Below are 20,723 nucleotides of genomic sequence, written 5' to 3'. Positions count from 1 at the left end.
ACTGAATTAATGTAGTGTTATGTTGATGCAAATTTTATTAGAGTTTCATTGGACCAATTTATTACAGCCTCAGTTTTATATTGAGCATGGTGGTTTATGGCTGATCTTGTTTGTGGTATTTGCAGAAACAGGATTGTTTGCTGGATTTTTTTTACCAGGAGATAGTTTATTATTTGTTGCTGGCATTTACAGCACCAACTTAGCTAATGAGTTCATTCCAACTGGAAATGAAGTATTTGACTTATTGTTAATCATGATGCTGATTTCTGCAGCAGGAATTATTGGGAATACAACAGGATATTGGTTTGGTCGAAAAGTTGGGCCCGCTATGTACCAATGGAAAGAAAATATGTTTTTTAAACAGCGCTATTTGCAACAAGCACATGAATTTTATGAAAAGCATGGTGGTGGTGCAATTATAGTAGCGCGTTTTATTCCAATAGTGCGAACCTTTGCTCCCATTGTAGCAGGCATTGTGCAAATGGATCAAAAAAAATTCAGTTTCTTTAATGTGGTTGGTTGTGTAGCATGGGTTGGTAGTATGCTTTTTGCTGGCCATTTTTTACAGAAATGGATATTGGCTCAATTTGGATTTGATTTAAAAGATCATTTAGAAATTATTGTTTTAGGAATAGTTGCAGTTACTACTGCGCCGGTAATCATGAAATTGGTATTTAATAAAAAGAAATAATTATCATGACGGCTAAAAAATACGGTATATTTTCTCTTCCTGTAATTGTAGCGGCCCTAGGTTATTTTGTAGACATTTACGATTTATTACTTTTTACGATTGTTCGTGAACCAAGTTTAGCCGGTATTGGTATTCCCTTATCTGATAGTGTTCAAGTAATTGCTGCTAGTACCAAAATTATCAATTGGCAGATGGTAGGTTTGTTAATTGGAGGCGTATTATGGGGAACCATTGGAGATAAAAAAGGGAGATTGAGTGTATTGTTTGGTTCAATTGCACTTTATTCAGTTGCTAATTTTGCTACAGGGTTTGTTCAAAACGTTGATCAATATGCTTGGGCCCGATTCATTGCTGGTATTGGCTTAGCGGGTGAACTGGGTGCAGGTATTACATTGGTAAGTGAGTTGCTGCCCAAAGAAAAAAGAGGAGTAGGTACTTCGTTGGTTGCAGGTATTGGATTGTTTGGAGCGGTATTTGCTTATTTTATTTACAAGCTCACCAATGATTGGAGACTCTGTTATATGATTGGCGGAGGATTGGGCATTGGTTTATTGTTATTGCGCATTTCTGTTACAGAGAGTGGCATGTTCCATAGTTTAAAAGAACAAGTTGGCATACAGAAAGGAAATTTCTTTATGTTTTTTAACAACCGTAAAAGGTTTAAAAAATATTTGCTTGCCATTTTAATTGGGTTACCTACTTGGTATGTGATTGGAATTTTAGTAAACCTCAGCAATCGTTTTGCTGGTGCCTTATATGGTGAAAATAAAATTGAAAGTGGAAGGGCCATCATGTTTGCTTATGTGGGTATAGCCATTGGAGATATTTTAATTGGATTGATTAGTCAATATTTTAAGAGTAGGAAAAAAGCCTTGCTCTCTTTCTATTTACTATGCATAGCATGCCTACTGTTTTTCTACAGCAGCTTAAATAATAATGATACTACTATGTATTTTATTTGCGGTATGTTGGGCTTTAGTACAGGGTTTTGGGCCATTTTTGTTACCATGGGAGCGGAGCAATTTGGAACCAATTTAAGGGCTACTGCTGCTACCACTATACCTAATATGGTAAGGGGAGCATTGCCGCTGATTAACTTAATGTTCCTGAATTTGTTTCAGCAGAACTTAGGTTGGTCTTTAATTCAGAGTGGCATTATCACTGGTGTAATTATCATGTGCATTACATTAATTGCTTTTTATTTTACCGAAGAAACTTTTCATAAAGATTTAGATTTTGTAGAAAAACATTCCTAAATCAATTAGATCGACCATGGAAGCTTCAGCAAAAAAAATATTGGTCATTCGTTTTTCTTCAATAGGAGATATAGTGTTGGCTTCTCCAGTATTTAGGTGTTTAAAACAACAATTGCCTGGCGTTGAAGTACATTTTTTAACCAAGCTTTCAATGAAAGCTGTTACAGAAGCCAACCCGTATATAGACCATTTTCATTATTTTAATAATAACCTGAATGAGCTTGTTCCTAAACTAATGAGCCAACAATTTGATTTCATTATTGATTTGCATAAAAATTTTAGGTCTTGGCTTATTCAGTTTCAATTAAAAGTTCCTGTATATGCTTTTCATAAACTAAGTAGGCAAAAGTGGCTGCTCACCCGCTTTGGGATTAACCAAATGCCTGATAGACATATTACACTTCGAAGCTTAGATGCGCTTGCTCCATTAGGTATAGTAAATGATGAGCAGGGACTTGATTATTTTATTCCTGATGGGAAGGGTATTCAAATTACTGATATTCCTGCATCGCATCAGTTTGGTTATATTGCTATTGTAATTGGGGCTTCATATGCAACCAAAAAACTACCCATTTCTAAGCTGCAGCAACTTTGCACTCAAATTCCATATCCCATTGTATTGATAGGAGGCAAAGAAGACCAGCAAGAAGGTAATGAAATTGCTGGGATAGATGCCATTCGTATTTACAATGCATGTGGTAAATTTTCTTTACATGAATCTGCTGATTTAGTAAAACAAGCAAAACTGGTTATTTCTCACGATACAGGCTTACAATACATTGCTTGTGCTTTTAATAAAAAAGTATTGGCCATCTGGGGAGGCACTTCTCCTAAGTTGGCGGTGGAACCTTATTATGGGGCAGAGCAATTGGCTTTACATAAAAATAAAATAGCCTATCACAATTTTATTGTTCCTAATTTATCTTGTCAACCTTGTAGTAATTACGGCAAAAAAAAATGCCCCAAAGGGCATTTCAACTGTATGCAGTTACAAGATACCGCTAGCATTGCTGCAATGGCAATGCAGTGGATTTAGTTACTATAAAGTTTTTAGAACATCATTCATGCTTCTTACTGCATCTGCACTCTTGTTAAAAGCAGCTTGTTCTTCTGCGTTTAATTTAAGGTCGATGATTTTTTCCCAACCATTCTTTCCAATTGTTACAGGAACGCCTAAGCAAATATCGTTCTGACCATACTCACCTTCTAAGCTAACGCAACAAGTAAATAATTTTTTCTCGTCGCGTACAATGCTTTCAACTAAAGCTGCTCCTGCAGCACCTGGTGCATACCAAGCAGAAGTACCTATTAATTTAGTCAATGTTGCTCCACCTACCATGGTATCATTTACAATTTGTTGTTGTTGTTCTGCAGAAAGAAAATTGGTTACAGGTGCACTGTTCCAGGTTGCATAACGAATTAATGGAATCATGGTAGTGTCTCCATGCCCACCTACTACCAACGCATTTAAATCTGCAGGGCTGCAATTTAAATGTTGGCTCAATTGATACTTGAAACGGCTGCTGTCTAATGTGCCACCCATTCCAATGATTCTATTCTTCGGCAACCCTGTTGCAGTTAATGCCAAATAGGTCATGGTATCCATTGGGTTACTAATCACTATGATTATAGCATTAGGTGAATACTTTAAAATATTTTCACAAACACCTTTTACAATACCTGCATTGGTACCAATTAATTCTTCGCGAGTCATACCTGGTTTACGTGGTAAGCCCGAAGTAATTACTACCACATCACTGCCTGCAGTTTTACTGTAGTCGTTGGTGCTTCCGGTAATTTTAGTGTCAAAACCTAATAAAGCAGCTGTTTGCATCATGTCTTGGGCCTTGCCTTCTGCAAATCCTTCTTTGATGTCTAGTAATACCAGCTCATTACATAATTCCTTACGGGCAATATTATCGGCACAGGTTGCTCCTACAGCACCAGCACCTACTACAGTAACTTTCATAATCGGCATTATTTAAAGTGGTTAAATTAAGTGGTGCAAAGGTACGTGCAGCTGCCCTATTTTTTGTGAATAAATTGTAATAATTCAGGCATTTCTACACCCGACTCCCAGGCTTTTAAAAACTGCTTATTTTGATTGTATAAAGCAACAAATGGCGTGAATTTCACCTGAAAAAAAGCGGGAACTGTATAATCAGGGTCTCTTCCAATAATGATATTTGGATACAAGTCAAATTGATACTTCCTACCAAATGCTTTAATGTCATTGAATTCTCTATAACTAATCCAAATAAACTGTACTTGTTTTAAACTATCCATATTGCGAATCATTTGATCTGCCTCGTACTGGCAATGACCACAATCTGGACTAAAATAGACAATGCATGTAAATTCGGCCTTGGGAATTAGTTTGTTGGTGAATAAACTACTGTCTGTTAAAATTAATTTGAATTCTGGTAGCGTGGGATTTTTAATATAGTTTGGTCGATTGTCAATAGGGCTTTGAGCTTGAATTGCCAATGTGCTGAATACTGAAACCAAGAAAGCAAAAAAATACTTTCGAATCATAAAATTAAATTGTTTGTTAATGTTTATTTGCCAGCTTCTTGCATGCGCATTTGTTTAGCGTCTTGCAAGAACTCAGAGGCAAAAATAAAATCATTCAGTAGTTGATCTTTACTGAAAATGATGTCTTTATTAGATCCTTCCCATTGTTTTTTTCCATTGTACAAATACATAATATGGTCCCCAATTTCCATTACACTATTCATATCATGTGTAACTACCACTGTGGTCATTTTGTACTCGGTGGTAATTTCTTTAATTAGTTTGTCTATCACCATAGATGTTTGTGGGTCCAACCCAGAATTGGGCTCATCACAAAACAAGTATTTAGGGTTTAATACAATGGATCGTGCAATGCCTACCCTTTTTTTCATACCGCCACTAATTTCTGCAGGAAATCTTTTATGCGCATCTTTTAAATTAACCCTATCTAATACCTCGTCTACTTTTTTTAATTTCTCCGCATGGGATAATTTAGTAAACATGTCTAATGGAAACTTTACATTTTCTTGAACCGTCATTGAATCAAATAATGCATTCCCTTGAAAGAGCATGCCGATCTGCTGACGCAATTGTTTCCTTGTTTTTTCATCCATTAATAGCAGGTCTTCTCCATCAAATTCAATACTTCCCTCATTAGGTTTAATTAGCCCTACTATGCATTTTGTGAGCACTGTTTTGCCACTTCCACTTGAACCAATGATTAGGTTGCATTTACCGCTCTCCATCACTGCATCAATTCCCTGAATAATTACTCGGTCATCAAAGCTTTTACTTATATTTTTTAGCGTAATCATGGTACTGTAAACTACTGAATTGTTCTTAATTGATCTCTATCTGATTTTTTATTAAATCTTCTAGCGTATCCCTTTTTCTAATCAGTTGCATTTGGCCATCTTTATACAATACTTGTGCAGGCAAAAATCTGGAATTATAATTACTTCCCATTTCAAACCCATAGGCGCCCGCATTGTCAATAACCAATAAATCATTTTCTCTTATTTCATTAATTGGTCTGTCCCAAGCAAAATTGTCTGTTTCACAAATATTACCAGTTACTGCATAATGCTTTAATGGTCCATTGGGGTTGCTGATATTTCTGATGGGATGGTAAGCCTCATAAAACATTGGTCGTATCAAATGGTTAAACCCGCTGTTAATGCCAGCAAATAGCACAGTAGGTGTTTCTTTTAACACATTTACGCTGGTAATTAAATAACCACATTCACTCACTAAATATTTACCGGGCTCAAACCAAACTTGAAATTTTTTGCCATATGTAGATTCAAACTTATTCAAGACTTCTCCTACTTTTTTGGCCAGTAGTGGAATATCTGTTCCTTTTTCATTTGTTTGATAAGGCACTTTAAATCCACCTCCCATATCTAATACTTGTAAGTCTTGAAAATGGGGCACCAGTTCAAAGAAAATATCTGCTACTTTAATAAAAACGGCTACATCTTTTATTTCACTACCCGTGTGCACATGCAAGCAATTAATGCGCAATTGATATTGGTCTTTAATAGAAAGAATTTCATCTAATTGCTCTATTGGAATTCCAAACTTACTTCCATTGTGGCCGGTTGAAATTTTTAAATTTCCACCTGCCATAATATTAGGCCTTAGTCTAATGCCAACTGGATACCTGCTGCCATATGCTTTCCCAAACTTTTCTAAATTACTTAGACTGTCTATATTAACAGAAACACCTGCTTCAACGGCGGCTATAATCTCTTCAAAAGCAATGCCATTGCTGGTGTAAAGAATTTGTTCTGGATTAAATCCTGCTTTGATTGCTAGGTAAACTTCATTTATTGAACTGCAATCAATATTGCATCCAATTGATTGAATATGTTTTAATACAGAAAGATTGGTAAGTGCTTTGCAAGCATAAAAAAACCGAGTATAAACGCCTTCGAATGATTTTTGTAATTCCTGGTATTGTGCAGTTATTTTTTCTGCATGGTATACATACAATGGCGTACCATATTGCGTTGCAGCTGCTTGTAATTGTTCGTTGGAAATGTTTAAAGACATGGTGTAAAGATAATCCAACTATTGCGGATTATTCTCGTCTTCAACATCGTTTGATAAATTGTTTGATTCATCGTCCGCATTTTCGTTGGAGTCATCGGATGATTCATTCAATTCGGTAATGATAAGCTCACCTTCTTCATTCACTTTTAAATCGGAGACATCGCCCTCTATTAACTCTTCGTCGGTAGGCAATTCTGCCATTGCATTGGCAATTTGAGTATCGGTAAAGTCTTCTGGTCTTATTATAGTACCTTCTACTATTTGTTCTGCTAGTACTTCTTTTATTTTAGGTAAATCGGCAGCACTGTTAATGCCAAAATAATCCATAAATGTTTTTGAAGTAGCATAAACCAATGGTTTACCTGGCAATTGCTCGTTCCTTCCACTTATTAAGATCAATTCTTTTTCTAATAATTTCTGTATAGAGTAGTCGCTGTTTACCCCTCTGATGGCTTCGATTTCTCCTTTTGTAATGGGTTGCTTATAGCCAATGATTGCCAAAGTTTCTAAAGCAGCATTAGATAGTCGCTTTAAAAATTTATCTCCATTTAGTTGTGCAATGGTTTTATGGTAGTCTTTCTTAGTTAGGAATTGCCATCCGCCACCACTTTCTCTAACTTCAAATGGATAAAATTCTGCGGAATATTTTTCTCTTATGCCTTCAACAGCTGTTTCCACCTGGTCAAGCGAAATTCTTTCTTCTAAAAATCCAAAACTATTATTGATGAGCTCTACAATGTCCAATGAAGTCAATGGTTTTTCACTGGCAAAAATGAGCACTTCTATATGTGGTATGATTTCGCTTAATTCCATGGTTGTATTGGCTATTATCCTTGTAATGCAGCTGCTCCGCTCACAATCTCAGTTAACTCTGTTGTAATAGCAGCTTGACGTGCACGGTTATAACTGATTTTTAATGATTTCAGCAATTCGTTGGCGTTTTCGCTTGCTTTATCCATTGCAGTCATACGTGCACCATGTTCACTGGCGTTGCCGTCTAGTACTGCTTTGAATAATTGTGTATTTAAAATTTTAGGCATTAATTCTGCAATCAATACTTCTTTTGCAGGCTCAAATATAAAATCTGCTTTTTTGCTTCCTGGCTTTGGGGCAACTTTAGGAATTGGTAAAAATTGCTCTGCTACGAATGCTTGTGTTGCAGCATTTTTAAATTCGCTGTAAATAATTTCCACTGCGTCAAATTCTTTTTGCTCAAAAGCTCTCATAGCAGTTTGAGCAGCTTCTTGTACCGCTTCAAAATTCAGGTTCAAGTAAATATCTTTAAAACGCTCATTGGTATTGTATCCTGCTTTATTTAAGCTTTCCCATCCTTTCTTACCAATATTCCAAACGGTAACATTTCCTTTATTAAATTGACTGCTGTATTTTTCTGCAACTGTACTTTTGGTCAATTTAACAATATTAGCATTGTAGCCTCCACACAAACCTCTGTCTGAAGTAATCACAATCAATAATACTTTCTCAACTGCTCTTTCCTCTGCCAATGCCAAAGTAGTTCCACCCTCAATACTGCTCACAATATTGCTGAGCATTTCCTGCAATTTTTGGGCATAAGGTCGCATTTGAGTAATTGCGTCCTGCGCACGACGTAATTTAGCCGCGCTTACCATTTTCATTGCCTTGGTAATTTGCTGAGTACTTTGAACACTTTTGATTCGGTTCCTAACCTCTTTTAATTGACCTGCCATTTGTAAGGTTTAAATTTTAAATCTAACGGGTTGCAAAAGTAGCTGAAAAGGCTATAAATTCCAATAAGTTTAATGGAATATTTAAAGGGGTAAACGCAATCCAATACCATTTCCACTGGCATGAATTTGAAGTTTAGACAATTGCCCCTCTAATATTTTGCCATTCCTTCTGTGGTTTCCGTATTGAACTAAGTCAAATACCAATAAAAATGCCCCTTGAAGCAACAAACTATTGCCATATCCAGTGGTTTTTATGTTGTTTAGCCTATTCCCATTCTCTTTTAATATAAAGCCTGTTGCTATATAAGCTAGGTCTAAACCAGTATTGAGCAATAGTATTTTTTCCAGTTTTTGTTGGGCCAATTGGTTTTGGGGATAGGTATATTTTTGGGTAAGCTCTTTTCTTAACTGAATTAACCCCCAACTGGCAATTCCGAGGTTAACAATATTCCAATAGGCGTTCATTTTAAAAAAATGTTCCCCCGAACCGGTTGCATTGGTGGCAGAAATACTTCCTTGTATAATATTAACACCTGCCCAAGCTGCCAGAATAGTCATATTAGATTTGTTTTTATTGTATCTATCGGCAGCAATGGAATCACTGATCAATACAAGACTGTCTAATGGGCTAAGCGGAAGGGCGTCTTGAATTCGTGGTTGCGTGTTGTATGGGTTGGTTTCATTCAATTCTAGGCTTTGAGCAGCTGTTGTATTGAATGCCATTAATGCACTTAAAAAAACCGTTGATAGAATAGTTAATTGCTTCATTAGCTTCTAAAATCAAAACCTTACCTTTGGCGGCTCTAATTCAGGGTGCCAAATTGACTAAAAATAAATTCTTGCACGCTGTTTGACTGTTAAATTTTTTCATATCAGAGTATTAAAAATATGTTGAAGTTCATTTCTAAGTTATTCGGGGGTAGTAAAAGTGAGAAAGATGTACAGCAGTTGATGCCAATCATCCAAAAAACCAATCAGTTTTTTCAACAATACCAATCATTATCCAATGATGAATTGCGAAATAAAACGGTTGAATTTAAAGCTAGAATTCAAGACCATATAAAGGGGATTGATGCTGAAATTGCTGCGGAAAAAGCTGCTGCTGAAGCATTACCCGAAATGGATATTCATGGCAGAGACACTATTTATAAGAATATTGATAAACTCCGCAAAGACCGCGATAAAAAAATTGAAGAAGCCTTGGCCATTATTCAGCCAGAAGCTTTTGCAGTTATTAAAGAAGCAGCTAGAAGGTTTAAAGAAAACGAACAATTGGTTTCTACTGCCACTTCTTTGGATAGAGACCTCAGTGTTAAAAAAGAGTACGTTACCATTCAGGGTAATGAATCTGTTTTTAATAATACTTGGACTGCTGCCGGTGGTAAAGTAACCTGGAATATGGTTCATTACGATGTACAGTTAATTGGAGGATCGGTTTTACATCAAGGTAAGATTGCTGAAATGGCTACTGGAGAAGGTAAAACCTTGGTGTCTACTTTACCAGCTTATTTAAATGCTTTGGCGGGTGAGGGAGTTCATATTGTGACCGTGAATGATTATTTGGCCAAGCGTGATAGTGAGTGGAATGGTACTTTATTTGAATGGTTGGGTTTAACTGTAGATTGTATAGATAAGCATGAACCCAATAGTGAATCTAGAAGAAAAGCTTATTTAGCAGATATTACTTATGGTACCAACAACGAATTTGGTTTTGATTACCTAAGAGATAATATGGTGCATAGCCCAGAGGAAATGGTTCAACGAAAGCACCATTTTGCTATGGTAGATGAAGTGGATTCTGTTTTAATTGATGACGCTAGAACTCCCTTAATTATTTCTGGACCCATTGGATACCAAACAGGTGAACAACAATTCTTTGCATTAAAACCTAGGATTGAAAAATTAGTTGATGCACAAAAAAGAGCAACCCAACAGTTTTTAACCGAAGCAAAGAAAAAAATAGCGGAAGGAAATGATGATCCAAAAGACGGTGGTTTGGCTTTGTTCCGTGCACATCGCGGTCTTCCCAAAAACAGCGCTTTAATTAAATTCTTAAGTGAGCCAGGAAATAGAGTAAAATTACAAAAAGCAGAAAATCATTATTTAGCAGACCAACAGCGTGAAATGCCTAAGGCTGATGAAGAGCTGTATTTTTATATTGATGAAAAAAACAATTCAGTTGAATTAACCGATAAAGGAATTCAATTAATTACTGGTCAAGGCGAAGACCCTCATTTCTTTGTATTGCCCGATATTAGCTTGGGTTTGGCTGCTATTGACAACGATGCAAGTTTGCCGGCAGATCAAAAGTTATTAAAGAAAGAGACACTTATTAATGAGTATTCTGTTAAAGCAGATCGTATTCATACCGTTCAACAATTATTAAAAGCCTATACTTTATTTGATAAGGATGTAGAGTATGTGGTAATGGAGGGTGCTGTTAAAATTGTAGATGAGCAAACAGGCCGTATATTAGATGGTAGAAGGTATTCAGATGGGCTACACCAGGCAATTGAAGCGAAAGAAAATGTAAAAATTGAAGCGGCTACCCAAACTTATGCAACTGTAACCTTGCAGAATTATTTTAGAATGTACCACAAATTAGGTGGTATGACAGGTACTGCTGAAACAGAAGCTGCTGAATTATGGGACATCTATAAATTAGATGTAGTTAGCATTCCTACGAATGTTCCAGCAATTAGAAAAGACGAAGAAGATAAAATTTTCAAAACCAAGAGAGAGAAGTTTGGTGCAGTAATAGATGAAATTGTTTTATTACGCGAAGCGGGTAGACCAGTGTTGGTGGGTACTACATCTGTTGAAGTGAGTGAATTGCTTAGCAGAATGCTCAGACAAAAACAAATTCCACACAATGTATTGAATGCAAAACAACACTCTCGTGAAGCACAGATTGTTGCTGAAGCAGGTTTAGCAGGGGCTGTTACCATTGCAACCAATATGGCTGGTCGTGGTACCGATATTAAATTAGGGCCTGGTGTAAAAGATGCAGGTGGTTTAGCTATTCTAGGTACCGAAAGGCACGAATCTAGAAGGGTAGACCGTCAGTTAAGAGGTCGTGCTGGACGTCAAGGTGATCCAGGTTCTTCTTTGTTCTTTGTTTCTTTAGAAGACGATTTAATGCGCATGTTTGGTAGTGAACGTATTGCCAAAGTAATGGACTTTGCTGGTTACAAAGAAGGTGAAGTTATTCAAGCTGGTATGATTACCAAGTCTATTGAACGTGCCCAACGTAAAGTTGAAGAAAACAATTTTGGTATTAGAAAGCGTTTATTAGAGTACGATGATGTAATGAATAAACAGCGTACGGTTATTTATAGCAAACGTAACCACGCTTTGTTTGGAGAAAGATTGGCTTTAGACTTAGACAACGCCATGTATGCCGTGGCTGAAGGTTTAGTGGTTTCTTTTAAAGAACAAAACGAGTACGACCAATTTAAATTGGCTGCTATTGTAAATTTTGGAATTGATACTTCTATTACTGTTGAGGAATTCAATAAAACCAATACCAATCAATTAGCAGAGCAATTGTATAATGAAGCAATAGCGCAATATGAAAAAAGAAAACAGGACATGATGGTTCAATCAGTTCCTGTATTTAAGAATATTAAGTTGCAACAGGGCTCGCATATTGACAATGTAATTGTTCCTTTTACCGATGGCAAACGCCAAGTGCAGGCTTTGGCCAATATGGAAAAAACCCTTAAAACAAATGGCGCTGAATTATTGCACTCTTTAGAAAGAACGGTTACACTAGCATTTATAGACAATGCATGGAAAGAACATTTGCGTTCTATGGACGACTTAAAACAAAGTGTACAAACCGCTACCTACGAGCAAAAAGATCCATTGGTGATTTATAAAATGGAGGCTTTTGAATTGTTCAGAAAGATGGATGGAGAGGTAAATAGAGAAATTGTTCAATTCCTTTGTCATGCTGGTATTCCTTTAGCTGAAGGCGATGAATTGCAAGAAGGTCGTCAGGAAAAAACAGATATGAGTAAGTTGAGTGCCAATAAAGACCAAGTTGATGCTGCTGGTCAAGAATATGGTGCAAATGAAAATGATTATTATGATCCAACACCTGCAAAGCAAGAGCCTGTTAAAGTAGGTCCTAAAATTGGTAGGAACGATCCATGTCCTTGTGGTAGTGGCAAGAAGTTTAAATCTTGTCATGGCAAAGACGCATAATTAAATAAAAATATAAACCCGATGAAAATTCATCGGGTTTTTTTATCCTTTAATTATAGTTCTAGCAGTTTACTTTAAATTAAAAAGCGTAAGCAATTCCAAAGTCCAAACAGAACGATTTTATTTGTGATGTGGTATTGCTTGCATTGGTCCAGGTATATTTTCTTGTGCCAATATTGAACTTGAATTTTATTTTATTGTCTTCGTCGTCAAAGTCTACAAAAGAAACTCCCCACCCAAAAAATTGTGGGGAACGAGTTACATCTGCATATCCTTCTTCTTTCATTCTTACCCCCGGAGAAATACCCCCTTCAACATATAAACCACTAATTGCCCATGTTCCACCAATTATGAATAAATTAGTGAACCCTGCATTTTTAAATACTTCTTTCTGGTCATCAGGATTAAACCCTTCTTTAAAAGCAAATGGATAAATTCTTGCCCCAATGGGTTTTTGTGTCATAGTCACATTTGTTAAAAAACTAGTTTGGTTTCTGAAATTCTGCGGCTCTAATCCTGCAATTGCAGCCACTTTTACAAACATTTTATTGGTGTATGCCAAATTGAGAAAATTGTATTCTGCAGTAATGCGTGGTTGAATACCTTTCGATTTATAAAATTGTCCAAATACTTCAGTTGCTTTAGGGCTGGCAATTCCAATATAAACGCCTAATCGTGGTTTCATGCCCTTTTGTGCATTTGCTGAAAATAATGTGGTAATAAAGCAGAGGGTTAATAAGCACTTATTCATATTAATGTATTTTATGCGAATGAAACGCTTTTTAACAGCTGTTACAATACCGTAGTTACGGTATTTGCTATCTTTGCCTAAATTGAGTTTATGCAATTAGCTTCTTATATAGATCATACCATTTTAAAGCCAACCACTTTGGTTTCCGAAGTAGCCCAAGTTTGTAAAGAAGCAGCTGAATATGGGTTTGCGGCTGTTTGTGTGCCCCCCAACTTTGTAAAAAAAGCCAAGGAATGCTTAGTGGGAACAAATGTTAAAGTAGCAACCGTAATCGGGTTCCCTTTTGGTTATTCCGCTGTGGAAGCAAAGTTGGCAGAAATTGTTTTGGCCATGGTAGACGGGGTTGATGAGTTGGATGTGGTGGCCAATATAAGTGCAATAAAAAATCAGGACTGGGTTTATTTGGCCAATGAATTAAATCATATAATGCCCGTAGTAAAGTCTAAAAACAAAACCATCAAAATCATAATTGAAAGCGGCATATTAACCAATGATGAAATAATTAAATGCTGCGAATTATACGGGGTTGCTGGTATTGATTATTTAAAAACATCTACTGGATATGCCGAAAAAGGGGCAACTGTAGAAGCCGTAAAGTTGTTTAGGTTGCATTTGCCAGAAGCAGTACAAATTAAAGCATCGGGGGGTATAAGGGATTATGCTTTTGCTGCTGAATTAGTTAAAGCTGGCGCAACCAGATTGGGTTGTAGTGCTAGTTTGGCTATTGTAAACGGAGAACCTAATGTTCCTAACGCAACGTATTAACCTTATATTTACCCAATGAAAACAGGTATGTTTTTATTAATTTTTAGTCTACTGGTTTGTTCAAGCTGTATGGCTTGCTCATCTGATACTGTAATTATAGTAAAAGATGCAAGATTAGATATGTTGGTTGCAAAGCAAAATCAAATTAATAAGCGAACTGCCATGATGACCAGTGCAGGATTATATAAAGGATATCGCTTACAATTAATTAGTACGGCAAAAAGAGATAATGCCAATCAAGTGAAAACAGATTTTATGAATCGTTTTCCAGAACAAAAAACCTATACCCTTTTTCAATCTCCCAATTTTAAAGTTAGAATTGGAAACTTCTTAAAAAAAGAAGATGCTGAAAAATACAGAAATCAAATCAGTAAATTTTTTCCTAAAGGAATTTATATAGTTGAAGATACTATTGAATACACGCCACCTGAGGAAGAACAAGAATAGTTAAGCAATTAACATGTTAAAAGAAAAAATTAAAGTACTCGCTCATACTATTGCTCCTGATCTAATTGGCATCAGACATCATTTGCATGCCAATCCAGAATTGAGTTACCAAGAATTTAAAACATCCGCTTTTGTTCAAGACCAGTTAACCCAAATGGGTATTGGGTTTGAAGTAAAAGCTACCACAGGAATTATGGCAACTGTTAAAGGCAATAATCCTGATGCTAGAGTGATTGCGCTAAGGGCAGATATGGATGCATTGCCTATTCAAGAAGAAAATGATGTTTCATATCAGTCATTAAATAATGGAGTGATGCATGCTTGTGGGCATGATGTACATACTACTGTTTTATTGGGGGCTGCTCGAATTTTAAACGAATTGCGAAGTGAGTGGGATGGCACAATAAAGCTCTTGTTTCAACCAGGTGAAGAACGAAATCCCGGAGGAGCAAGTTATATGATTAAGGAAGGGGTTTTAGATAATCCAAGGCCTGCTGGTATAGTTGCGTTGCATGTTCATCCAGGGTTGGATGTGGGGAAACTGAGTTTTAGAAAGGGACGTGTAATGGCAAGTGCAGATGAAATTTATATTACTATAAAAAGTAAAGGAGGTCATGCGGCTGCTCCACATTTAACTGCAGATACCGTGCTAATTGCTTCTCAATTAATTGTGAGTTTGCAGCAAATAATTTCTAGAAATAATAGTCCTATATCTCCTTCTGTTTTATCTATTTGTTCCATTCAAGGTGGAAATACCACCAATGTAATACCCAGCGAAGTAAAACTGATGGGCACATTTAGAGCAATGGATGAAATCTGGCGATATAAAGCGCACGAATTAATAAGAAAGCAAGCCATTGGTTTAGTGGAGAGTATGGGTGCAGAAATTGATTTGCATATTGATATTGGTTATCCTACAGTAGACAACGATCCTGATTTTACTGAAGCTGCTTGGCAATTGGCCAATAATTATATGGGTAATCAATATGTTGAAGAAACTGAATTGCGAATGGGTGCAGAAGATTTTGGATACTATACCCAAGTGATACCTGGGTGTTTCTTTAGACTCGGTGTTCGAAATGAATCAAAAGGAATCATCCATCAAGTACATACCCCTAAATTTGACATTGACGAATCAGCCATTGAAATAGGTGCTGGTATGATGGCTTACTTAGGAATTAGTTTAATAAAATAGATTATAACGAAACATATTTATGTCTGATAATAAACAATCTAAATTACGTAGAGAACAAGCATTGGAATATCATTCAAGCGGTAGACCAGGTAAAATTGAAGTAATTCCTACTAAAGAAGCAAAAACACAAAGAGATCTTTCGTTGGCATATAGCCCAGGGGTTGCAGAGCCTTGTAAAGAAATAAAAGAGAATCCAGAAAATATTTATAAATACACTGCAAAAGGAAACTTAGTGGGCGTAATAACCAATGGTACTGCCGTACTTGGATTGGGTGATATTGGTCCTGAAGCTAGTAAGCCAGTGATGGAAGGGAAAGCAGTATTGTTTAAAATATTTGCAGACATTGATGTTTTTGATATTGAAATCAACGAAAAAGATCCAGAGAAATTTGTTCAAATAGTCAAGTCTTTAGAGCCCACATTTGGTGGAATTAATTTGGAGGATATTAAAGCTCCGGAGTGTTTTTTTATAGAGCAGCAACTAAAAGAGCAAATGAAGATTCCTGTGATGCACGATGATCAACATGGAACAGCTATCATTAGTAGTGCTGCAATGTTAAATGCATTAGAATTACAAAAGAAACGAATTGATAAAGTTCGCTTTGTAATTAATGGAGCAGGCGCTGCTGCTATGGCTTGTATTAACTTGTATGTAGCATTAGGTGCTCGCCATGAAAATTTTATTGTATTTGACAAAGACGGAGTATTGCATCAAGACCGAACAGACTTAGGTAAGGGGCGTGAAAAATTTGCGGTAAAAAAATCAGATTGGACATTGGCCAAAGCAATGAAAGATGCTGATGTGTTTTTAGGGTTAAGTGTTGGCAATGTAGTTACGCAAGACATGGTTAAATCTATGGCTAAAAATCCAATTGTTTTTGCCATGGCTAATCCAGATCCTGAAATTACTTACGAAGATGCTGTTGCTGTTCGAAAAGATATTATCATGGCAACTGGAAGATCCGATTATCCTAACCAAGTGAATAATGTATTGGGTTTCCCTTATATTTTTAGAGGTGCATTAGATGTTAGAGCAACCCAAATTAATGAAGCCATGAAATTGGCTGCAGTTAGAGCATTGGCTGAGTTGGCAAAAACAGCTGTGCCAGATATTGTAAACTTGGCGTATAACCAAAGCAATATGAGTTTTGGTCCGTTATATATCATTCCAAAACCTTTAGACCCTCGATTGTTAAGTACTATTGCACCAGCTGTTGCTAAAGCAGCCATGGAGAGTGGGGTTGCACAAAAAAGTATCACTAATTGGGATGGGTATGTGTTAGAATTAAATAAGCGATTAGGTTTAGATAATCAACTATTTAGAGTTGTTAGTAATAAAGCAAGAAGAGATCCTAAACGCTTGGTATTTGCCGAAGCTGATAATTTAAAAATATTAAAAGCTGCAACCATCATTTATGATGAAGGAATTGCTTATCCTATATTACTAGGTGATCCAGAAAAAATCAATCGAATTGCTGATGCAAATAGCATAGACTTATCTGATATTCCTATTGTAGATCCACGAAGTGATGCAATGGAATCAAAAAGGGAATTCTATGGAGAATTATTCTTTAAGAAACGTCAACGAAAAGGGTTTAATCATCATGAAAGTATGAAAGTGATGAAAGACCGTAACCATTTTGGTTGTATGATGGTGGAAACTGGAGATGCAGATGCAATGTTGTCAGGATTAACCAAAAATTATGCGGAAGCAATTAGACCAGCATTACAAATAATTGGAACGGAAGAGGGGGTCAAGAAAATTGCAGGTATGTATTTATTGTTAACCAAAAAAGGCCCATTGTTTTTGGCAGATACAACCGTAAATTTTCATCCAACTGCCGAAGAGTTAGCAGATATTACTCAAATGGTAGCCAAGGAAGTTAGAAGCTTTAACTTAACCCCAAGAGTGGCCATGTTGAGCTACAGTAATTTCGGAAGTAGCGACTCTGCAGAAGCAAGACTTGTTGCGGATGCTACTAGAATCCTAAAACAAAGAGATCCTAATTTAATTGTTGATGGTGAAATGCAGGGTAGTCTTGCCTTCAACAAAGAAATACTTAGAGACAATTATCCTTTTAGTGATTTAGTAGAACAAGAAGTGAATGTATTGATGTTCCCGAATTTAACAGCTGGAAATGTTGCCTACAATTTATTAAAAGAGGTGGGAGGCGCGGATGCCATTGGGCCAATCTTATTAGGGCTTAAAAAGCCCGTGCATGTATTGCAATTAGGAAGCAGTGTAAGGAATATTATCAATATGGCACTAGTTGCAGTAGTTGACGCTCAAATGAAAACAAGGGTAGATACTGCAGAAGAAGTTCAAAGAAGTTCATGGTGGAAAAGCAGAAGAAAAAACAAGAAAACGACAAACTAATTATAATCCTATCTTTATTTTATGAATTTTTTCACCCATTTAGGTAAGTTCTTATTGATGCTGAAAGGCATGTTTTCTAAACCAGAGAACTTTAAAATGTACTGGAAAGAATTCATGCATCAATGCGTAGAAATAGGAATGGGTGCTTTACCCATTGTAATTATTATTTCCCTTTTTTTAGGAGCAGTTACAACTATTCAAACTGCCTATCAATTGGTTAGTCCATTAGTGCCACAAAGCACTATTGCACAAATTGTTAGAGATAGTATGATATTAGAGCTATCTCCTACCGTGGTAAGTATTGTATTAGCGGGTGTTGTTGGCAGTAAAATTGCGAGTGAATTAGGGAATATGCGGGTAAGTGAACAAATTGATGCCTTAGAAATTATGGGGATTAATACGAAAGCCTATTTGCTGTTTCCTAAAATTTTGGGGGCATTAGTAGTGGTGCCTTGTTTAATTGTGATTTCTGCTGTACTAGGAATATGGGGTGGAAGAACGGCGGGTGAACTAGCGGGTATTTTAGCCAATGATACATTTGATATTGGGTTAAGACAGAATCTGAATTTCTTTAACATCAACTTTGCTTTATACAAAGCATATACGTTTGCATTTATCATTAGTAGTGTTCCTGCATATTATGGTTATTATGTTAAAGGGGGCGCTCTTGAAATAGGTAGGGCAAGTACGAGTGCTGTGGTAGTAAGTTGTATTTTAATTTTGTTAGCTGATTATTTATTGGCGGCACTCTTGTTATAAACCGAATATTGGTTAAATTGAGAGATGAATTCTCAGTTCCCTGCCTTCAAAAAAATTATTACAAGTCCCATACGTTTTGCTTTTTTTAAATTGGTAAAACTGCCTGCTGCTTTTATTGCGGGTTTGAAAGTGGGATATATTGATGAAGCCAAAACCGTTATTTTAGTAAAGCATGGGTGGATTAACCAAAACCCATTTAAGTCGATGTATTTTGCTGTTCAGGCAATGGCGGCTGAAATGAGTACAGGATTATTTCCTGTAGGCCAAACATATAAAAGAAGTCCATCGGTAAGTATGTTAGTGGTAGGGCTTGAAGCAAAATTTGTAAAAAAAGCAACAGGTTTAATTGCATTTACTTGTACGGATGGATTAAAGGTTGCTGAAGCAATTGATGCTGCCATTCAAAGCAAAGAAGGAAAAACAATTATTTGCAAATCAATTGGTACCAATGCCAAGGATGAAGTAGTTGCAGAATTTTATATCACTTGGAGTTTTAAATCAAAATAAGTATGAAAATTTCTTTTCATGGTGCCGCTAGAACCGTTACAGGGTCTAAACATTTACTTACTTTAAAGAGTGGTAAAAAAGTATTATTGGATTGCGGATTATTTCAAGGGATGGGTAAAAATACCGAAGATCTAAATGCAAAATTTGGATTTGAACCAGCTGAAATTAGTTACTTGATATTATCTCATGCCCATATTGATCATTCTGGATTAATACCTAAGTTGGTTAAAGAAGGGTTTAAGGGCACTATTTATGCAACGCCTGCTACCAAGGCTTTGGCTGAAATTTTGTTAGAAGATTCTGCTATTATACAACGAGATGATACAAAGTTTATCAATAAGCGAAGAGCAAAAAAGGGGTTGCCTCCTTTTGAACCATTATATGATTTAGAAGATGCAGCTGTTGCTCTGTCACTTTTTCAATTTGTGCATTACAATCATTGGACTAAAATTGACGATGAAGTTTCTGTCTGTTTTACAGACGCAGGACATATTATTGGTTCTGCAGCTGTTCATTTAAGAGTGATAGAAGATGGTAAAACAAACAAAATCACGTTTAGTGGAGATGTTGGAAGGTACAATGATGCAATTCTGCGTTCACCAGAAACATTTGATCAAGCCGACTATATAATATTAGAAAGTACTTATGGTAATAAATTGCACGATGAGGTTTTTGGAATTACTGATACGATTTTAAAATGGATGGTGCATACCTGTGTTGAAAAAAAAGGGAAATTAATTATTCCTGCATTTAGCGTAGGAAGAACACAAGAAATATTGTATGCGCTCAATCAGTTGGAAGTAGAAAATCGGTTACCCAATATTCCTGTATATGTAGACAGCCCTTTGAGCAGAGAAGCAACTGAATTGTTAAAACAATTCCCTGAGAATTATAATAAAAGGGTTAAGAAAATCATGGAGCATGATCATGATCCTTTTGATTTTAAAACATTGAAGTTTATTAAAACAGTAGAGGAGAGCAAGCAATTAAATGACAATGATGCACCTTGTGTTATTATTTCTGCTAGTGGAATGGCAGATGCCGGAAGAGTGAAGCATCATATCATGAAAAATATTTATAAAGAAAGAACCACCATTCTTATGGTAGGTTATTGTGACCCATATAGTTTAGGAGGAAGGTTAACTGCTGGTCAAAAAGAAGTAAAAATCTTTGGTGAGTTGTATCCTGTGAAAGCCGAGATTGGTGTAATGAGGAGTATGAGTGCACACGGTGATTATGAAGATTTATGTCAATTCTTATCTTGCCAAAATCCAGAGCTAGTAAGAAAATTATTTTTAGTTCATGGTGAAAATGATGTTCAAATTGATTTTGCTGCTCGATTAAGAAGAAAGCATTTTAAGGAAGTAATTATTCCTGATATGCATGAAATGCATCTTTTGGATTGATTTTATTTTTTAAGCTGAATTATTGATAGAACCAATTTTCTATCTACTCTTAGTATGCTTTAATCTACTAAAAAGTGTTTGC

Annotated in this window: 19 protein-coding genes; 11 read left to right on the top strand and 8 right to left on the bottom strand. The window is 36.2% G+C overall.

Annotated features, from left to right (window positions below):
- Positions 1-19 precede the first annotated feature (19 nt).
- From Q8S25_RS04095 to Q8S25_RS04085, 3 genes are read left to right on the top strand one after another with little or no spacing between them, the layout of a single operon-like run.
- On the top strand, positions 20-691 hold the full coding sequence (locus Q8S25_RS04095) for a DedA family protein (RefSeq protein ID WP_305535122.1): 672 nt from the start codon (positions 20-22) through the stop codon (positions 689-691).
- 5 nt (positions 692-696) lie between these two features.
- The gene (locus Q8S25_RS04090) at positions 697-1,947 is read left to right on the top strand and encodes an MFS transporter (protein ID WP_305535120.1); all 1,251 of its coding nucleotides are present in this window, start codon (positions 697-699) and stop codon (positions 1,945-1,947) included.
- 16 nt (positions 1,948-1,963) lie between these two features.
- Positions 1,964-2,983, top strand: a complete 1,020-nt coding sequence (locus Q8S25_RS04085) for a glycosyltransferase family 9 protein (RefSeq protein ID WP_305535118.1) — start codon at positions 1,964-1,966, stop codon at positions 2,981-2,983.
- Between the two features lie 3 nt (positions 2,984-2,986).
- Here the strand turns inward: Q8S25_RS04085 and mdh are convergent, their stop codons facing one another.
- The 7 genes from mdh to Q8S25_RS04050 form a co-directional block, all read right to left on the bottom strand.
- On the bottom strand, positions 2,987-3,916 hold the full coding sequence (gene mdh / locus Q8S25_RS04080; RefSeq protein ID WP_305535116.1) for a malate dehydrogenase: 930 nt from the start codon (positions 3,914-3,916) through the stop codon (positions 2,987-2,989).
- A 56-nt stretch (positions 3,917-3,972) separates the two neighbouring features.
- A complete protein-coding gene (locus Q8S25_RS04075; RefSeq protein WP_305535114.1) occupies positions 3,973-4,482 on the bottom strand; it encodes a hypothetical protein in 510 nt (169 codons plus the stop codon).
- Between the two features lie 23 nt (positions 4,483-4,505).
- Positions 4,506-5,276, bottom strand: a complete 771-nt coding sequence (locus Q8S25_RS04070; RefSeq protein WP_305535112.1) for an ABC transporter ATP-binding protein — start codon at positions 5,274-5,276, stop codon at positions 4,506-4,508.
- 25 nt (positions 5,277-5,301) lie between these two features.
- Positions 5,302-6,516, bottom strand: a complete 1,215-nt coding sequence (gene lysA / locus Q8S25_RS04065; RefSeq protein WP_305535110.1) for a diaminopimelate decarboxylase — start codon at positions 6,514-6,516, stop codon at positions 5,302-5,304.
- A gap of 18 nt (positions 6,517-6,534) precedes the next feature.
- Positions 6,535-7,329: an SMC-Scp complex subunit ScpB gene (scpB, locus tag Q8S25_RS04060; RefSeq protein WP_305535108.1), complete on the bottom strand. Its 795-nt coding sequence runs from the start codon at positions 7,327-7,329 to the stop codon at positions 6,535-6,537.
- Between the two features lie 14 nt (positions 7,330-7,343).
- The gene (atpG, locus tag Q8S25_RS04055) at positions 7,344-8,225 is read right to left on the bottom strand and encodes an ATP synthase F1 subunit gamma (RefSeq protein ID WP_305535106.1); all 882 of its coding nucleotides are present in this window, start codon (positions 8,223-8,225) and stop codon (positions 7,344-7,346) included.
- Positions 8,226-8,306: 81 nt separating this feature from the next.
- Positions 8,307-8,993: a hypothetical protein gene (locus Q8S25_RS04050; protein WP_305535104.1), complete on the bottom strand. Its 687-nt coding sequence runs from the start codon at positions 8,991-8,993 to the stop codon at positions 8,307-8,309.
- A gap of 120 nt (positions 8,994-9,113) precedes the next feature.
- Between Q8S25_RS04050 and secA the strand changes: the two genes are divergently transcribed.
- Complete coding sequence (secA, locus tag Q8S25_RS04045; RefSeq protein WP_305535102.1) at positions 9,114-12,434, top strand: preprotein translocase subunit SecA; 3,321 nt, start codon at positions 9,114-9,116, stop codon at positions 12,432-12,434.
- Positions 12,435-12,513: 79 nt separating this feature from the next.
- Here the strand turns inward: secA and Q8S25_RS04040 are convergent, their stop codons facing one another.
- Positions 12,514-13,185 (bottom strand): hypothetical protein, encoded by a 672-nt coding sequence (locus Q8S25_RS04040; RefSeq protein ID WP_305535100.1) that lies wholly within the window; start codon positions 13,183-13,185, stop codon positions 12,514-12,516.
- Positions 13,186-13,275: 90 nt separating this feature from the next.
- On the opposite strand from Q8S25_RS04040, the gene deoC reads away from it, so the two are divergent.
- Genes deoC through Q8S25_RS04005 form a run of 7 tightly spaced genes read left to right on the top strand, consistent with a single transcriptional unit; the run spans position 13,276 to position 20,641 of the window.
- The gene (gene deoC / locus Q8S25_RS04035; protein WP_305535098.1) at positions 13,276-13,950 is read left to right on the top strand and encodes a deoxyribose-phosphate aldolase; all 675 of its coding nucleotides are present in this window, start codon (positions 13,276-13,278) and stop codon (positions 13,948-13,950) included.
- Between the two features lie 15 nt (positions 13,951-13,965).
- A complete protein-coding gene (locus tag Q8S25_RS04030; RefSeq protein ID WP_305535096.1) occupies positions 13,966-14,397 on the top strand; it encodes an SPOR domain-containing protein in 432 nt (143 codons plus the stop codon).
- Positions 14,398-14,410: 13 nt separating this feature from the next.
- Positions 14,411-15,592 (top strand): M20 family metallopeptidase, encoded by a 1,182-nt coding sequence (locus Q8S25_RS04025; RefSeq protein ID WP_305535094.1) that lies wholly within the window; start codon positions 14,411-14,413, stop codon positions 15,590-15,592.
- A 19-nt stretch (positions 15,593-15,611) separates the two neighbouring features.
- Positions 15,612-17,969, top strand: a complete 2,358-nt coding sequence (locus Q8S25_RS04020; protein WP_305535092.1) for an NADP-dependent malic enzyme — start codon at positions 15,612-15,614, stop codon at positions 17,967-17,969.
- A 21-nt stretch (positions 17,970-17,990) separates the two neighbouring features.
- The gene (locus Q8S25_RS04015) at positions 17,991-18,728 is read left to right on the top strand and encodes an ABC transporter permease (RefSeq protein WP_295188216.1); all 738 of its coding nucleotides are present in this window, start codon (positions 17,991-17,993) and stop codon (positions 18,726-18,728) included.
- Between the two features lie 24 nt (positions 18,729-18,752).
- A complete protein-coding gene (locus Q8S25_RS04010; RefSeq protein ID WP_305535090.1) occupies positions 18,753-19,235 on the top strand; it encodes a thioesterase in 483 nt (160 codons plus the stop codon).
- 2 nt (positions 19,236-19,237) lie between these two features.
- Entirely contained in the window at positions 19,238-20,641 is a 1,404-nt protein-coding gene (locus Q8S25_RS04005; protein ID WP_305535088.1) for an MBL fold metallo-hydrolase, read from the top strand.
- Positions 20,642-20,723 lie beyond the last annotated feature (82 nt).

Source organism: Sediminibacterium sp. (assembly GCF_030695065.1).
GTDB lineage: Bacteria > Bacteroidota > Bacteroidia > Chitinophagales > Chitinophagaceae > Sediminibacterium.
Note: the sequence above shows the minus strand (reverse complement) of the source record. Positions and strands in the feature narration are given on the sequence as shown.

Bases quoted from the DNA above. Each gene is read 5' to 3' on its own strand.
- mdh (WP_305535116.1), bottom strand. From the start codon at position 3,916: ATGAAAGTTACTGTAGTAGGTGCTGGTGCTGTAGGAGCAACCTGTGCC.
- deoC (WP_305535098.1), top strand. From the start codon at position 13,276: ATGCAATTAGCTTCTTATATAGATCATACCATTTTAAAGCCAACCACT.
- Q8S25_RS04070 (WP_305535112.1), bottom strand. From the start codon at position 5,276: ATGATTACGCTAAAAAATATAAGTAAAAGCTTTGATGACCGAGTAATT.
- secA (WP_305535102.1), top strand. From the start codon at position 9,114: ATGTTGAAGTTCATTTCTAAGTTATTCGGGGGTAGTAAAAGTGAGAAA.
- Q8S25_RS04090 (WP_305535120.1), top strand. From the start codon at position 697: ATGACGGCTAAAAAATACGGTATATTTTCTCTTCCTGTAATTGTAGCG.
- Q8S25_RS04085 (WP_305535118.1), top strand. From the start codon at position 1,964: ATGGAAGCTTCAGCAAAAAAAATATTGGTCATTCGTTTTTCTTCAATA.
- Q8S25_RS04025 (WP_305535094.1), top strand. From the start codon at position 14,411: ATGTTAAAAGAAAAAATTAAAGTACTCGCTCATACTATTGCTCCTGAT.
- lysA (WP_305535110.1), bottom strand. From the start codon at position 6,516: ATGTCTTTAAACATTTCCAACGAACAATTACAAGCAGCTGCAACGCAA.
- scpB (WP_305535108.1), bottom strand. From the start codon at position 7,329: ATGGAATTAAGCGAAATCATACCACATATAGAAGTGCTCATTTTTGCC.
- Q8S25_RS04015 (WP_295188216.1), top strand. From the start codon at position 17,991: ATGAATTTTTTCACCCATTTAGGTAAGTTCTTATTGATGCTGAAAGGC.
- Q8S25_RS04030 (WP_305535096.1), top strand. From the start codon at position 13,966: ATGAAAACAGGTATGTTTTTATTAATTTTTAGTCTACTGGTTTGTTCA.
- atpG (WP_305535106.1), bottom strand. From the start codon at position 8,225: ATGGCAGGTCAATTAAAAGAGGTTAGGAACCGAATCAAAAGTGTTCAA.
- Q8S25_RS04005 (WP_305535088.1), top strand. From the start codon at position 19,238: ATGAAAATTTCTTTTCATGGTGCCGCTAGAACCGTTACAGGGTCTAAA.
- Q8S25_RS04010 (WP_305535090.1), top strand. From the start codon at position 18,753: ATGAATTCTCAGTTCCCTGCCTTCAAAAAAATTATTACAAGTCCCATA.
- Q8S25_RS04050 (WP_305535104.1), bottom strand. From the start codon at position 8,993: ATGAAGCAATTAACTATTCTATCAACGGTTTTTTTAAGTGCATTAATG.
- Q8S25_RS04075 (WP_305535114.1), bottom strand. From the start codon at position 4,482: ATGATTCGAAAGTATTTTTTTGCTTTCTTGGTTTCAGTATTCAGCACA.
- Q8S25_RS04095 (WP_305535122.1), top strand. From the start codon at position 20: ATGTTGATGCAAATTTTATTAGAGTTTCATTGGACCAATTTATTACAG.
- Q8S25_RS04040 (WP_305535100.1), bottom strand. From the start codon at position 13,185: ATGAATAAGTGCTTATTAACCCTCTGCTTTATTACCACATTATTTTCA.
- Q8S25_RS04020 (WP_305535092.1), top strand. From the start codon at position 15,612: ATGTCTGATAATAAACAATCTAAATTACGTAGAGAACAAGCATTGGAA.